Genomic DNA, 12,832 nt, shown 5'->3' with positions numbered 1-12,832 from the left:
GTCAGCCGCCGTTCAGCCGCGAGCGCAGCAGCTGCTTGCCCAGTTCGGCGCCCTTGCGGCTGTCGGCCTGGGCCTTGCGGAACAGGTCCACGACCTCGTTGTCCTTGTCGCGCTCGGCGTCCTGGATGTACTGCTCCAGGCGCAGGGCGTTGCTGAGGCACGCCTCGACGTACCAGATCAGGTTGTAGTCCTTGTCGCGGGTGCCGGTGAGGTCGCCGGTCTCGCTGGTGCTGGTCATCCGGGGTCTCCTCCTTCTGTCGACCCTGTGTCGATTCCGCTTTCGGACATCCCGGGTACCCGGGCGGTCTGCGGACACACCGCCCGATGGCATCAGGTTCGCCCACTTCGGTCCTCTTGGTCGACGACCGCGCCGAATCGGGCGTCGTGGGCCGTACCGGTCCCGGGCCTCGGGGGCCGGGGGCGGGACGCCCGGGGCGGTTCACCCGAGGGCGCGGTCCAGGTTGAACGCGGCACTGATCAGGGACAGATGGGTGAACGCCTGCGGGAAATTGCCCTGTTGCTCGCCGGTACGGCCGATCTCCTCGGCGTACAGGCCGAGATGGTTGGCGTAGGTGAGCATCTTCTCGAAGGCCAGCCGGGCCTCGTCGAGCCGGCCGGCCCGGACCAGTGCCTCGACGTACCAGAACGAGCAGATGGAGAACGTGCCCTCGTCTCCGCGCAGTCCGTCAGGGCTGGCCTGCGGGTCGTAGCGGTAGACGAGGGAGTCGGAGACCAGGTCCTCGGTGAGGGCGTCCAGGGTGGACAACCACTTGGGGTCGGTGGGGGCGATGAACTTGGCGAGCGGCATCATCAGCAGCGACGCGTCGAGGACGTCGCCGCCCTCGTACTGCACGAAGGCGCCCCGGCGCTCGGACCAGCCGCGGGCCATGATCCGCCGGTAGATGGTGTCACGGGCCTGCCGCCAGCGGCGATGGTCGGCGGGCAGTCCGCGGTGGGTGGCCAGGCGGATGGCGCGCTCGATGGCGACCCAGCACATCAGACGCGAGTAGAGGAAGGTCTTCCGGCCGCCGCGGGTCTCCCACACGCCCTCGTCGGGCTGGTCCCAGTGGTCGCACACCCAGTCGACCAGCCGGCACACATCGTCCCACTGGCCGCTGGAGATGGGCTGCGCCCACTTGTCGTAGAGGTAGATGGAGTCGATCAGGGCGCCGTAGATGTCCAGCTGGAGCTGGCCGACGGCGGCGTTCCCGACCCGGACCGGGGCGGAGCCCTGGTGGCCCTCCAGGTGCGGCAGCTCGCGCTCGGGCAGCTCGGCGCGGCCGTCGATGCCGTACATGATCTGCAGCGGACCGGAGCCGTCACCGCAACCGGGGCTGATGTGCGTGGTCAGGAACCGCATGAACGCCTCGGCCTCACCGCTGAAGCCGAGCCGTAGCAGCGCGTAGACCGCGAAGGCGGCGTCGCGCACCCACACGTACCGGTAGTCCCAGTTGCGCTCGCCGCCGATCTGCTCGGGCAGGCTGGTGGTGGGGGCGGCGATGATGGCGCCGGTGGGGGCGTAGGTGAGGAGCTTGAGGGTGAGCGCGGAGCGGTGCACCATCTCCCGCCAGCGGCCCCGATAGCGGGACTGGCGCAGCCAGCGCCGCCAGTAGACGACCGTGGCGTTGAACTGGTGCTCGGCCTCGGCGTGGGCGCAGCCGCGCGGGGCCACCTCGCCGTCGACCTGGTCGAGGGCGAACACCGCCGACTCGCCCTCGCCGAGCTTGAAGTCGGCGCGTGCGTCGAGGCCGTCGCACTCCAGGGCCACGGTCGAGGTGAGCGCCAGCGACCGGTGGGGCGACTCGAACAGGACCATCCCGTCCAGGGTGCGCAGGGTGTGCGGGGCGGCGCCGTAGTCGAAGCGTGGGGCGACCCGCACGCGGAAGGGGACGGTGCCGCGTACGCACACCACGCGCCGGATCAGCCGGTGCCGGATCACTTCGGCGGGGGTCTCACCGGCGACCGGCATGAAGTCCTGCACCTCCCCGACACCGTCCTCGGTGAAGAAGCGGGTGATCAGCACATTGGTGTCGGGGAAGTAGAACTGCTTGGTGCGCGCCGGTACGGCGGCGGCCAGCTCGAAGCGGCCGCCGCGCTCGGCGTCCAGAATGGCGGCGAAGACGCTCGGGGAGTCGAAGGCCGGGCAGCAGTACCAGTCGATCGTGCCGTTGCTGCCGACCAGTGCCACAGTGCGCAGGTCGCCGATGAGTCCGTGCTCGGCGATCGGCAGGTAGCGGGGGCTGCGGGGCAGGTTCTGGGGAAACGGCGACTCGGCCATCGACGGCCTCCCGGTACGTGGTGCGGGTGTTTTCCAGCTTAGGAGCGAGTGCTCTCGTCTGGCGTGGGCAGGCGCTCCACACCCCGCTCGAGCGGCGCTTCCGGATGCAGGGTGTGCCGAGGCGGGCAATGGTGAGAGGGTGCCCCATTCGGAGGCACCGGCACGGATGCGGTCATCCGGACCGAGGAGGAGGCATCATGTCGACATCCACACCCGAAGAGTCCCGGTCGTCCGACGACCACTGCACCCCGGACGCCCTGCTCCACTCCGCTCCCTCGAGGGATGTCACCCCCGAGGACCTCGTGATGGCTGCGGGCAGGGACGTCACCCCGAAGACGCTCGACTGGGCGCGTCGCAAGCTGGAGACGGAGGGTCTGGCGGCCATCGAGAAGCTGCTGCCCTAGGGCGGTCCGGGGAACTCAGGGAACGAACGGGGAGACCGGCCGGGCGAGCGCGCGCCCGGCCGGTGTCATGGCTGTGGCCCCGGGCCGGGCGTATCGACGCCGGTGGCCGGGGCGACCGGCTCGACCGGTGCGGCGGCGCCGCGGGCGGTGCCGGGCGCGGTCGGTGGCTGGCGGGGCGGCTGCCCGCGCCCCCGGGTGGGACCACTCCCCCCGGGCCGACGGGATCAGATCTCCTCCTCCACCACATGCATCGCCGCCTCCTCCGCCCCCGCCGCTCCCCCGTCGATGCCGACGTCCACGGCCACCTCCTCCTTGACGGTGTTCGTGTGGGCGCCCTCGTCCGGCGCGACCAGGCGGCCCGCGCGGGAGGCGCCCGCCTCGGGGTCGACCGGCTCGCCCTCGCCGCCGGGCAGGTCACCGATCTCGTCACCGGCCGGTGCGTCCACGTCCGGCTCCTCCTGGCGGAGCCGCTCGTCCAGCGTCTCCCCCTCGTGCTGCTCGGCGGCGGTGGTGCCGTGCCTGGTGACGCCCAGCGGCCGCTCGGGCGGGGAGTAGCCCTCGTCGAGCATGTCGTCGTAGGTGCGCTCGCCGACCGCGTCCTGCAGGTCCAGGGGGCCCGCGTCCTCCTGTTCCTCGTTGGTACCGGTGGGCTGGTAGGCGTCGTCCGCCATCGGGGTCTGCTCGGACGGCTGGTCGCTCATCGTCGCCTCCTTCTGTCTCACGGGCGGTCCAGGTCCGCGTTTCCCACAGGCGGATCATTAACCCCGTCGGCGCCCGGGCAGGTCAGTCGGCGGACCGTCCGGCCGGGCCCGCCGTCGGCTTCTCCCGCGAGGTGTTGTCGCGGACCGGTCGGCCAGGGTCTTCATGCCGAGGGAGAGCGGCAGGGCGCGGGCGAAGACGGTGCGTGCTCCAGCCGAGGATGTGCGGGGCGAGGACGCAGCGGGCCGTCCCGCCGGCCCTGATTCCACTCCTGCCGCGTCATGGAGCCGTGGACGCGGTGCCATGCCGAGGGTGGCCTCGGCATGAGCGGGGAGGGACGGAGTGGAATCAGGGGCGGCCGTCATCGGGAGGTGGTTCCCTCGGTGATGCGGGTGTGGCTGAGGGGCTGTGGGGCTACAGCCTTACGCCGTCCCCCTGCTCAAGCAACTCTCGTGCAGTAAAGGCCGCGGCAGGGCTACCCCATGGGGAGGGAAAGCCGAGGGGAAGCCGGCCGTGCACGGTCAGGGCGTCGCCTGCGGCCGTCCGGGCGGCCGGTGCGCTGCCGGACCGTCTCGCGGCTGAGTTCCGTCTCCGTCTCCGGCGGCCGCTCGAATCCGTCCTCGGTGACGACGGAGACGACGGGAACGTACGGCGGTCAAGACCCGGCCGGAACTGCTTCTTCGCCGGGCCCGGGCCTACGGGGGGCGAGCCGGAGTCCTCGGCGTGGGAGCGCCGCTTCTCGTCCCGTCCGCCGGCCGCGTCGAAGCTGAGGATCCGGCCGCGTCCGCTCCCGGACGCGGTGAGGTCGCAGCCGACGAGCAGCGGGAAGACGGCGACACCCTGCAGGGCCTGGGCGAGGATCTGCCTGATCACGGCGGCGAGGCGGGTCGCGTCGGCGCCCAGGGTTGTCGGGATGCTCTCGTGGCCGTCGGCGGGGTACCCCGTCTCCAGGTCGCGCCGGGCGATGAGGTCGCCCATCATGGCCCGGCGGTCGCCCGGGATCAGCTCGCCGTCGCGGTAGGTCAGGACGAGCACGGTGGTGCCGTGCGGGACCGGTCGGGTGCCCTCCGGGCGGCGGCCGGGAACCGGGGCGCGGTGGGCAGGAGCCGGGGCCGGTGCCCGGTCAGGAACTCGGTGCGGGACGACGCCCCCGGCCTGAAGAAGGCCTTCGCCCGGCAGGCCTGTACCCGACTCCTGTCTGGAGCGGGCGTGGTGGAGACTCCCGGGCCCTCACAGAATCTTGCGCCGCACCAGCACGCCGAGCACCAGCAGACCGGGGAGCAGGGGCAGCCACACGGTCAGCAGCCGGTAGCCGAGCACGGCGGACGCGGCGGCAGCCCCGGGAGTGCCGGACACGGTGAGGGCGAGGGCGAGCGCGGCGTCCAGCGAACCGAGACCCCCCGGGGTGGGCAGCAGGGCGGCGGCGCTGCTCGCGGCGAGGTACAGCAGGGCCACCTGGGGCGGGGCGAGCGGCAGTGCGACGGACTGGGTGACGGCGATCAGGACCAGCGCGTGCAGTGCGGCGAAGGCCAGGGAGCCGCCCCACAGGGCCGCCGCGCGGGCGGGGCAGGCGTGCAGCGCGCGGATGTCGGCCAGGACGGCCGTGAGCGCCCGTCGGCAGCGCGGCCACAGGCGGGTGACCGGCAGGACCGCCACGAGTACGCCGAGGCCCAGGACGGCGGCGAACACCGCCGGGGAGGCGCGCGGCAGGCGCAGCAGCCCCGGGCAGGCCGGGGCGAGCAGCGCGATCAGTGCCAGGCGGACGGCGGCACCCGCGGTGGCCTTGACGGCGAGCGCACTGGCCGAGCGCCCGGCCGGCAGCCCGCAGCGCATCAGGAACCGCAGGTTCACCGCGCCCGCGCCGAGCCCCGCGGGCAGGACGTGGTTGGCGGCGGAGGCGGCGAACTGCGCGGCGACCAGCCGGGGCCCGGGCAACCGCCGCAAGACGGCACCCTGCTGGGCGAGTGCGGAGGCCGCCCAGGTCCTCTACGGCCGCCGTGGCGCCGGCCAGCAGCCAGCCCGGGTCGGCGACCGCCAGCCGTACGGCCCCGCTCTCGACGGCGGGCCAGTACCGGCGGGCCAGGTACAGCGCGCCGACGAGTACGGCGAGGCAGACCCCGGTATGCCAGTAGGCCCGCCGTCGGCCGGGGGAGCCGGTGAGTTCCGCCGCGGATGTCATGAGCCGGCCTCCGGTACGACGTAGTACAGCCGCACTTCGCCGAGGGGTGCGGACGCCCAGTCGCGGGCGTATCCGGGTGGCCGGGCACCCGCCGGCACGAGTACGGCCGCCGGGATCCGCCGGGCGGTCCGGGCGATGCCGTCCTCGGTGGTGTTGGCGTTGTGCCCGCTCGTCGCGGCCGAGGAGCAGCCGGTGTAGAAGGCCACCGGAATGGCCTCATGGCCGGTGAGCAGACACGGCGGGCGGACGCCCAGGCGGTGCAGGGCGGCCGCGGTGCGCGACCAGGCGCGGTGGGAGGCGGTGGTGCCGTTCACCGTGCGCACGAGGACGGCCAGTTGTACGGCGAGGTGGGCGGCGAGGCCCAGGCAGACCAGTGTGACGACCACGGGGCGCCGGCTCGGGCGCGGGAGGTCCGGCAGCGTCATCAGCGCCTGGGCGGCCGGAACGGCCAGCAGGGCGTAGGCGGGCAGCAGGAAGCGGGGCGCCGCGTACCCGATCAGGAACAGGTACGGGAAGGCGGCCGTCGCCGCGCAGACGAGCGGCAGCGCCGTGGCCGCCGTACGCCGGGCGCGGAGGGCGGCGGCCGACGCGAGCACGGCGAGCAGGGGCAGCACGCACCACCAGACGATGAGCACCGGGTTCGGCAGCGCTCCGGTGCACGGCCGGCACAGTGTCCGCCCGTCGAGACTGCGCAGCTGGTCCGCGACGGCGAGGTGCCAGCCGATACCGCCCTGGATCGCCGAGCCGTCGGACAGGCGGCGCGCGAGGCCGCCGTAACCCACGTACGCCTCGATCACCCATTCGACGGCCCCGGCCGCGAGCCCGGCGAGCAGTACGCACAACGCCCGCCGGCGGCCGCGCAGCAGACCGAGGGCGAGAAGCGGCAGGACGGCCCAGACGGCGTCCATGGGCCGCATCCACGCCATCAGTGCCGCGCTCGCCGCAAGGCCCCACAGGGCACCGCGGTCGGCACGGCCGGCGCGGGCGACAGGACCGGCACGGTCGGCGCCGGCGCGCAGGAAGCAGGCCACGGCGGCCAGGGCGCCCACGGCCACCCAGTAGTTGGGCATGGCCTGCGGGCCGTAGAACAGCGTCACCCACAGGGACGCGAAGAGGGCGCCGGCCAGGGCGAGTACCCGGACCGGGAACAAGCCGCGCCAGGCGCGCAGGGCCAGGTACAGGGCGAGGCCGGAGAGGCACGCGAGGTAGATCCGCAGCAGAGCCGTCGAGGACGACCAGGAGGCGATGGGCGCGACCAGTAGCGAGACACCCCGGGAGCGGGGTGCACTGAAGAAGGCGGCGGGCGCGTGCGCGCTGACCTGGCTGACGTACACCGTCTCGTCCCAGCCGAGGCCCATGCCTGGCCGGACGAGGAGGAGTTGGGCCAAGGTGAAGGCCGCCGCGACGGCCGCGAGCGGCGCTTCGGTCCGCAGGCCCCCGGTGCGGTCGGACGGGCGCCGTGAGCGCTCGCGCCGGATACCGCCGAGTGTGGCGTGCGCGCTGCCGGCCATGATCACCCCTCTACCCCTACAGCCTGAGGGCCACTGTCACCCTCCACCCGGCAGAACCATGGTCGGAACCTGGAGGACAACGGCGCACAACCCGGTGAAAACACCGCCAAACTAACCAAGATCTGAGACGCCCGCCGGTCGGGTAGGCCATCCGGCCGACGGCCCTACGCGCTGTAAGGTTGGCGCATGGCTGGCACAGGGTCCCGCGGCGGCGCGGCGCGGCGCGGCGCCGGGAAGCTGGAGAGCGAGGTGCTGGCCGCCCTGTGGGCCACCGAGCGGCCGCTGACCCCGGCGGAGATCCAGACCGGAATCGGTGGCGGACTCGCGTACAACACGGTTCACACGATCCTCAAACGCCTGTACGACAAAGGGCTGGTGCTGCGGGACGCCGGCGGGCGGCGCGGCGCGTACCGGCCGGCCAAGAACGCGGCCGAGCTGACCGCCGCGGCGATGCACGAGGCCCTGGACCGGGGGCCGGACCCCATCGCCGCGCTCCAGCAGTTCGTGACCGGGCTGAGTGCCGAGGAGGGGCGGGCGCTGCGCGAGCTGCTCGCCGAGGGCGGCGCGTGAGGGTCGACGGGCAGACCCCGCCGGTGTCGTCGCTGCTGCTGCCGGCTCGGTCCCGTGTTCGCCCGGCGGGCCGCTCCGGCGCTCGCCGCGCGCGTGCGGGCCTCGGCCGCCGGGCCGACGGCAGCGGCCACGCCTCATCGCTCTTCCTGGCGGCCGCCGCGTTGACCGGGGACGCGCCGCCGGTCCGCGGGACGCGGAAGGACACGGGCGCGCTGACCGACCCGGTGCCGGAGGTGCTCGGGCCCGCCGCATGCCCGGCGCCGGTGGTCGCCGCCCTGCGGGTGCGCCCTGCCGTGCGCGGCGGGCGCTGAGGTGGCTGTGCGCGGGGCAGCCGGCCGGCACCGGGTTGATCGTCGCCTCTTGCGAGGTGCCGCGGGCGTTCGCGGTCCCGGACCGTCCGGGCCGGATCCTGGTCACCTCGGCGATGCTGGGCGCGCTCGAACCCGCCGAGCGACGCGTGCTCCTCACGCACGGACGGGCCCTCGCACCCACCGACGGGCTCACCCTGGTGCTGCTCACCGCCGACCCGGCCGGTGACCTGGCGGGACTGCTGTCCGGTGGGCTGAACTGACGTCACTTTCCGTCGGCGGTGGCCGGGGACCGGAGCGGGGTCACTTCACCGTCCGTACGTCGCTTCCCACCGGACGTCGAGATCGACGAGTCGGGGGTCCGCCCCGAAGCGCGCGGGCCGGCCCCGGCCGGCGCGCCCGACGGCCGGGCCTGGCTCCTGACCCGGCACCGGGCCCAAGGCCCCCGAGCCTGCCTCCCACCGCCGGCTCGACCGGCACGACCCGAGGGCTGCGGGACCGGCGTCGCGGTGTTCCTCGCGCCGCGGTGGCGCTCAGCCGCCGTTCGGCGCGCGGTGCGGCGGCTGCTCGGGGGCGGGCCGGCGGACGATCGCCGGTACGGGCCGCACGGCGGGTTCGTCGGTGCTCACCGTCAGCGGCTCACCGTGGTGGTGCAGGGTCAGCGGCGGGCCTTCCAGCAGGGCGTACGTGGCCTTGTCGGCGCCGATGTCCACGCGCAGCCGGCGCCCGCGGAACTGGACGTGGAAGGCGAGGCGGCTCAGCCGCTCGGGCAGGCGGGGCGCGAAGCGCAGCCGGTCGCCGTCGCGGCGCATGCCGCCGAAGCCCGCCACCAGCGCCATCCAGGTACCGGCCAGCGAGGCGATGTGCAGCCCGTCCCGGGTGTTGTGCTCCAGGTCGTGCAGGTCCATCAGCGCGGCCTCGGTCGTGTAGGCGTGGGCGAGCCCCAGATGGCCCGCCTGGGCGGCGATGACGGCCTGGCAGCAGGCGGACAGGGAGGAGTCGCGTACGGTCAGCGGCTCGTAGTAGGCGAAGTTCCGGGCGATCTGCTCCTCGTCGAAGTGGTCACCGCACGTGTACATGGCCAGTACCAGGTCGGCCTGCTTGACGACCTGTTTGCGGTAGAGGTCGAAGTAGGGGAAGTGCAGCAGCAGCGGGTACTGGTCGGGACGGGTGCCGGCGAAGTCCCAGCGCTGGTAGCGGGTGAATCCGGCGTGCTGTTCGTGGACGCCGAGTTCGTCGTTGTACGGGACGTACATCGCCTCGGCGGCGTCCCGCCAGGCCGCGCTCTCCTCCTCGTCCACGCCGAGCCGCTCCGCCTCGCGCGGGTGGCGTTCGACGGCGTCGGCCGCGGCGAGCAGATTCTGCCGGGCCATGAGGTTCGTGTAGGTGTTGTCGTCGGCGACCGCGCTGTACTCGTCGGGCCCGGTGACGCCGTCGAGGTGGAAGACGCCGTGGCTGTCGTGGTGACCGAGCGACCGCCACAGCCGGGCCGTCTCCACCAGCAGTTCCACGCCGACCTCGCGTTCGAAGGCGGTGTCGCCGGTGGCCCCGACGTACCGGACGACGGCGTCGGCGATGTCGGCGTTCACATGGAAGGCGGCGGTGCCGGCCGGCCAGTACGCCGATCCCTCCGAGCCGGCGATGGTCCGCCAGGGGAACGAGGCCCCGTCGAGCCCGAGTTGGGACGCGCGTTCCCGGGCCTCGTCCAGGGTGTTGTACCGCCAGCGCAGCGCCTCGGCGACGGCCGCGGGCGCGGTGTGGGTGAGCACGGGCAGCACGAACATCTCGGTGTCCCAGAAGGCGTGCCCGTCGTACCCGGAGCCGGTGAGCCCCTTGGCGGGGATGGCGCGTCCTTCGGCGCGGGCCCCGGCCTGCAGGACGTGGAAGAGGGCGAACCGGACGGCCTGCTGGATCTCCTCGTCGCCCTCCACCTCGACATCCGCGCGGGCCCAGAAGTCGTCGAGGCAGGCCCGCTGGTCCGCCAGCAGGCCCTGCCAACCGTCGTGTGCGGCGGCCGCGAGCGCGGCGTCTACCTGGTCGGCCATCGCGGGCAGCGAGCGGGCGCCGGACCAGCCGTGGGCGACCAGTTTCTCCACCCTGAGTTTCTGGCCCGGCTCCAGCACGGAGGTCACGGTCAGCCGGGCCACGTCGATACCGCTCTCGCTGCGGGTGGTGGTGCGCTCCGGGCCGGTGACGACATGGTCGGCGGCGACGGCCACCCTGAGGCCACTGCGCCGGGTGCGGTGCACCAGCCGCAACCGGTTGCCGGAGGCGAAGTGGTCCTCCTCCTCCAGGGGCGACTTCAGCGCGATCGCCGCGCGGGGGTCGCCGTTGGACTCGGGCAGGCTCTCGTTGGCGACCAGTTCCGACTGGATCACCACGCGGCTGCGGCTGCCGACGGCCTCCACCTCGTACGCCACCGCGCCCACCGCCCGCTGGGTCAGCGACACCAGCCGGGTCGAGCGCACCCGGACCGTCGATCCGGCCGGCGAGGTCCACTCGCAGGTCCGCTCCAGCACCCCGCGGCGCAGGTCCAGCACCCGCTCGTGGGCGACGAGCCGGCCGTAGCGCAGGTCGAACGGCTCGTCGTCCACGAGCAGCCTCAGGACCTTGCCGTTGGTGACGTTGATGACCGTCTGACCCGATTCCGGGTAACCGTAACCGGCCTCCGCGTACGGCAGCGGGTGCACCTCGTGCACGCCGTTGAGGTAGCTGCCGGGCAGGCCGTGCGGTTCACCCTCGTCGAGGTTGCCGCGCCAGCCGACATGGCCGTTGGACAGGGCGAACACCGACTCGCTCTGGGCGAGGACGTCCAGGTCGAGGGCCGTCTCCCGTACGGCCCACGGTTCCACGGCGTACGACCGCTCGGCGATCACTGCTCGCCTCCCAGCTCGGCGAGGTCCTTCACGACGGTGTTCGCGCCGTGGGCGTACAGGGCGTCGGTCTGTCCCACTCGGTCCACGCCGACGACATAACCGAAGCCGCCCGCGCGGCCCGCGTCCATGCCGGCCAGCGCGTCCTCGAACACGGCCGCCCGGGACGCCTCGACGCCGAGGTCCCGGGCGGCGGCGAGGAAGGTGTCGGGGTGCGGTTTGCCGGGCAGGTTCCGCTCGGCGGCGACCACGCCGTCGATGCGGACGTCGAAGAAGTGCTCGGCGCCGACGGAGCTCAGCACGTCCCGGCAGTTGGCACTGGAGGAGACGATCGCCGTGCGCAGCCCCGCGGCGCGGACCGCCTCCAGATAGCGCAGGGTGCCCTCGTAGGCCTCGACTCCGCCGGTGCGGATCCTCGCCAGGAGCAGGTCGTTCTTGCGGTTGCCGAGGCCGTGCACGGTGCGGGCGTCGGGTGGGTCGCCGGGGGTGCCTTCCGGCAGGTGGATGCCGCGCGAGTCGAGGAAGGCGCGGACGCCGTCGGCGCGGGGGCGTCCGTCGACGTACTCGTCGTAGTCGGCGCCCGCGTCGAACGGCCGCCCTTGCTCGCCCTCGTAGTCGCGCAGGAACGCGTCGAAGGTCTCCTTCCAGGCGGCCGCGTGCACGACGGCCGTCTTGGTGACGACCCCGTCGAGATCGAAGAGGCAGGCCTGGATTCCGTCGGGCAGACCGAGCTGAGTCATACCCAGGACTGTTCCCCGTGAGACGCGCTCCAGTGGGTGGCGCACACCACACCGTGCGTACTTCTCGGCAAAGCCTTCCGTGCGGGGTTTTGTCGTGGGGGAACGAGTGGGGCTCATGGGCGATCCCCCCGGCGGCCGTTCTCGCCGCATAGCCCCGGCAGGGGGCTCCGCGGCCCGCCGGAACTCATCGGTGCCACACTTTCTCCTGTGCCGCTGACCTTCGACGATCTCCTCACCCGTGCCCGTGCGCTCACCCGGGACGGCCGGCGGGCCGTCCTCGGTGTCGCGGGCAGCCCCGGTGCGGGCAAGACGACGCTCGCCGAGCATCTGGTGCGTGCCCTCAACGGCGACGGTCCGCCGTGGGTGGCGCATGTGCCCATGGACGGCTTCCATCTGGCCGATGCCGAGCTGGACCGGCTGGGCCGCCGGGACCGCAAGGGCGCGCCGGACACCTTCGACGCGGCCGGATACGCGGCGCTGCTGCGACGGCTGCGCGAGGACACCGGCGAGGTGGTGTACGCGCCCGGGTTCGAGCGGGTGCTGGAGCAGCCGATCGCGGGCTCGATCCCGGTGCCGCCGGCCGCGCGCCTGGTGGTGACGGAGGGCAACTACCTGCTGCTTCAAGAGGGTTGGTGGGTGCGGGTGCGGCCGTGCCTGGACGAGGTGTGGTTCTGCGAGGTCGCCGAAGACGAGCGGATCCGCCGACTGGTGGCCCGGCACGAGGAGTTCGGCAAGGAACACGAGACCGCCGTGGGCTGGGTGCTGGGCACCGACCAGCGCAACGCCGACCTGGTCGCGACGACACGGGAGCGGGCGGACCTGGTGGTGCCGGCCGACGCGCTGCCGTCGCCGTACGCCGTGCCGGACATCCCGCCGACCGGGCACGGGCACGACTGACTGGGCTGCTCTTCCACGGTGTTGGACGGCACGGTACTCGCGCTCGACCGGGAGCGGCTGGAGGAGACACCCGCGGCCGAGTGCCAGGAGGCGCTGGACGAGGCGGCCTGTCCGCCGTCCTACGACCGGGACGCGGAGCCGGCGCGAGGCTGGGTGTGCCCGGCTGCGAGGACGCCCCGGCCACGGCGGCCTGCGGCTCGCCGGTGGCAGGCTGCCGATGGCCGGGCGGCTGCGGGTGCTCGGCGCGTACCCCCATGACGCGGGCATGCCGGAGGGCACCCGTGTGCCGGCGGCAAGGCGCCGCTGACGGTCGGGCGCGTGGCCGTGCCGGGCGCCTCGGCCGTGGTGTGCTGCGGCCGGGCACCGAGCCACC

General features: G+C 73.7%; 12 protein-coding genes and 1 pseudogene. 5 read left to right on the top strand and 8 right to left on the bottom strand.

Annotated elements, in window-relative coordinates; all coding sequences use genetic code 11:
- Position 1: 1 nt before the first annotated feature.
- On the bottom strand, positions 2-238 hold the full coding sequence (locus tag ABZ079_RS27160) for a hypothetical protein (protein WP_356942067.1): 237 nt from the start codon (positions 236-238) through the stop codon (positions 2-4).
- Between the two features lie 201 nt (positions 239-439).
- Complete coding sequence (locus ABZ079_RS27155; protein ID WP_356942066.1) at positions 440-2,278, bottom strand: glycoside hydrolase family 15 protein; 1,839 nt, start codon at positions 2,276-2,278, stop codon at positions 440-442.
- Positions 2,279-2,475: 197 nt separating this feature from the next.
- Here ABZ079_RS27155 and ABZ079_RS27150 point away from each other — a divergent pair, with 197 nt between their 5' ends.
- On the top strand, positions 2,476-2,682 hold the full coding sequence (locus tag ABZ079_RS27150; protein ID WP_356942065.1) for a hypothetical protein: 207 nt from the start codon (positions 2,476-2,478) through the stop codon (positions 2,680-2,682).
- Positions 2,683-2,906: 224 nt separating this feature from the next.
- Here ABZ079_RS27150 and ABZ079_RS27145 read toward each other — a convergent pair whose 3' ends face one another.
- From ABZ079_RS27145 to ABZ079_RS27130, 4 genes and pseudogenes are all read right to left on the bottom strand, one after another.
- Positions 2,907-3,383, bottom strand: a complete 477-nt coding sequence (locus tag ABZ079_RS27145; RefSeq protein WP_356942064.1) for a DUF5709 domain-containing protein — start codon at positions 3,381-3,383, stop codon at positions 2,907-2,909.
- Between the two features lie 412 nt (positions 3,384-3,795).
- Complete coding sequence (locus ABZ079_RS27140; RefSeq protein ID WP_356942063.1) at positions 3,796-4,416, bottom strand: hypothetical protein; 621 nt, start codon at positions 4,414-4,416, stop codon at positions 3,796-3,798.
- Between the two features lie 195 nt (positions 4,417-4,611).
- Positions 4,612-5,560 (bottom strand): annotated as a pseudogene (locus tag ABZ079_RS27135) (lysylphosphatidylglycerol synthase domain-containing protein).
- Positions 5,557-7,071: a hypothetical protein gene (locus tag ABZ079_RS27130; RefSeq protein WP_356942062.1), complete on the bottom strand. Its 1,515-nt coding sequence runs from the start codon at positions 7,069-7,071 to the stop codon at positions 5,557-5,559. The pseudogene ABZ079_RS27135 and the gene ABZ079_RS27130 overlap by 4 nt, the downstream one beginning before the upstream one ends.
- 186 nt (positions 7,072-7,257) lie before the next feature.
- On the opposite strand from ABZ079_RS27130, the gene ABZ079_RS27125 reads away from it, so the two are divergent.
- The 3 genes from ABZ079_RS27125 to ABZ079_RS27115 are packed head-to-tail and all read left to right on the top strand — an operon-like array spanning position 7,258 to position 8,212.
- Entirely contained in the window at positions 7,258-7,641 is a 384-nt protein-coding gene (locus ABZ079_RS27125; protein WP_356942061.1) for a BlaI/MecI/CopY family transcriptional regulator, read from the top strand.
- The gene (locus tag ABZ079_RS27120) at positions 7,638-7,952 is read left to right on the top strand and encodes a hypothetical protein (RefSeq protein WP_356942060.1); all 315 of its coding nucleotides are present in this window, start codon (positions 7,638-7,640) and stop codon (positions 7,950-7,952) included. The genes ABZ079_RS27125 and ABZ079_RS27120 overlap by 4 nt, the downstream gene beginning before the upstream one ends.
- A 56-nt stretch (positions 7,953-8,008) precedes the next feature.
- Positions 8,009-8,212 (top strand): hypothetical protein, encoded by a 204-nt coding sequence (locus ABZ079_RS27115; RefSeq protein ID WP_356942059.1) that lies wholly within the window; start codon positions 8,009-8,011, stop codon positions 8,210-8,212.
- Between the two features lie 270 nt (positions 8,213-8,482).
- On the opposite strand, the gene ABZ079_RS27110 is transcribed toward ABZ079_RS27115, so the two are convergent.
- Both ABZ079_RS27110 and ABZ079_RS27105 read right to left on the bottom strand, forming a co-directional pair.
- Complete coding sequence (locus ABZ079_RS27110) at positions 8,483-10,825, bottom strand: glycosyl hydrolase family 65 protein (protein WP_356942058.1); 2,343 nt, start codon at positions 10,823-10,825, stop codon at positions 8,483-8,485.
- Positions 10,822-11,562, bottom strand: a complete 741-nt coding sequence (locus ABZ079_RS27105) for a beta-phosphoglucomutase family hydrolase (protein WP_356942057.1) — start codon at positions 11,560-11,562, stop codon at positions 10,822-10,824. Before ABZ079_RS27105 ends, ABZ079_RS27110 begins: the two co-directional genes overlap by 4 nt.
- 207 nt (positions 11,563-11,769) lie before the next feature.
- On the opposite strand from ABZ079_RS27105, the gene ABZ079_RS27100 reads away from it, so the two are divergent.
- The gene (locus tag ABZ079_RS27100; RefSeq protein WP_356942056.1) at positions 11,770-12,459 is read left to right on the top strand and encodes a nucleoside/nucleotide kinase family protein; all 690 of its coding nucleotides are present in this window, start codon (positions 11,770-11,772) and stop codon (positions 12,457-12,459) included.
- Positions 12,460-12,832: the final 373 nt, after the last annotated feature.

Origin of the sequence: Streptomyces sp. NPDC006314 (assembly GCF_040613075.1) — a bacterium.
Taxonomy (GTDB): Bacteria; Actinomycetota; Actinomycetes; order Streptomycetales; family Streptomycetaceae; genus Streptomyces.
The sequence above is the reverse complement of the archived record's forward strand: the minus strand, read 5'-3'. Positions and strand labels throughout refer to the sequence as shown.

Bases quoted from the DNA above. Each gene is read 5' to 3' on its own strand.
- ABZ079_RS27150 (WP_356942065.1), top strand. From the start codon at position 2,476: ATGTCGACATCCACACCCGAAGAGTCCCGGTCGTCCGACGACCACTGC.
- ABZ079_RS27160 (WP_356942067.1), bottom strand. From the start codon at position 238: ATGACCAGCACCAGCGAGACCGGCGACCTCACCGGCACCCGCGACAAG.
- ABZ079_RS27155 (WP_356942066.1), bottom strand. From the start codon at position 2,278: ATGGCCGAGTCGCCGTTTCCCCAGAACCTGCCCCGCAGCCCCCGCTAC.
- ABZ079_RS27125 (WP_356942061.1), top strand. From the start codon at position 7,258: ATGGCTGGCACAGGGTCCCGCGGCGGCGCGGCGCGGCGCGGCGCCGGG.
- ABZ079_RS27105 (WP_356942057.1), bottom strand. From the start codon at position 11,562: ATGACTCAGCTCGGTCTGCCCGACGGAATCCAGGCCTGCCTCTTCGAT.
- ABZ079_RS27145 (WP_356942064.1), bottom strand. From the start codon at position 3,383: ATGAGCGACCAGCCGTCCGAGCAGACCCCGATGGCGGACGACGCCTAC.
- ABZ079_RS27130 (WP_356942062.1), bottom strand. From the start codon at position 7,071: ATGGCCGGCAGCGCGCACGCCACACTCGGCGGTATCCGGCGCGAGCGC.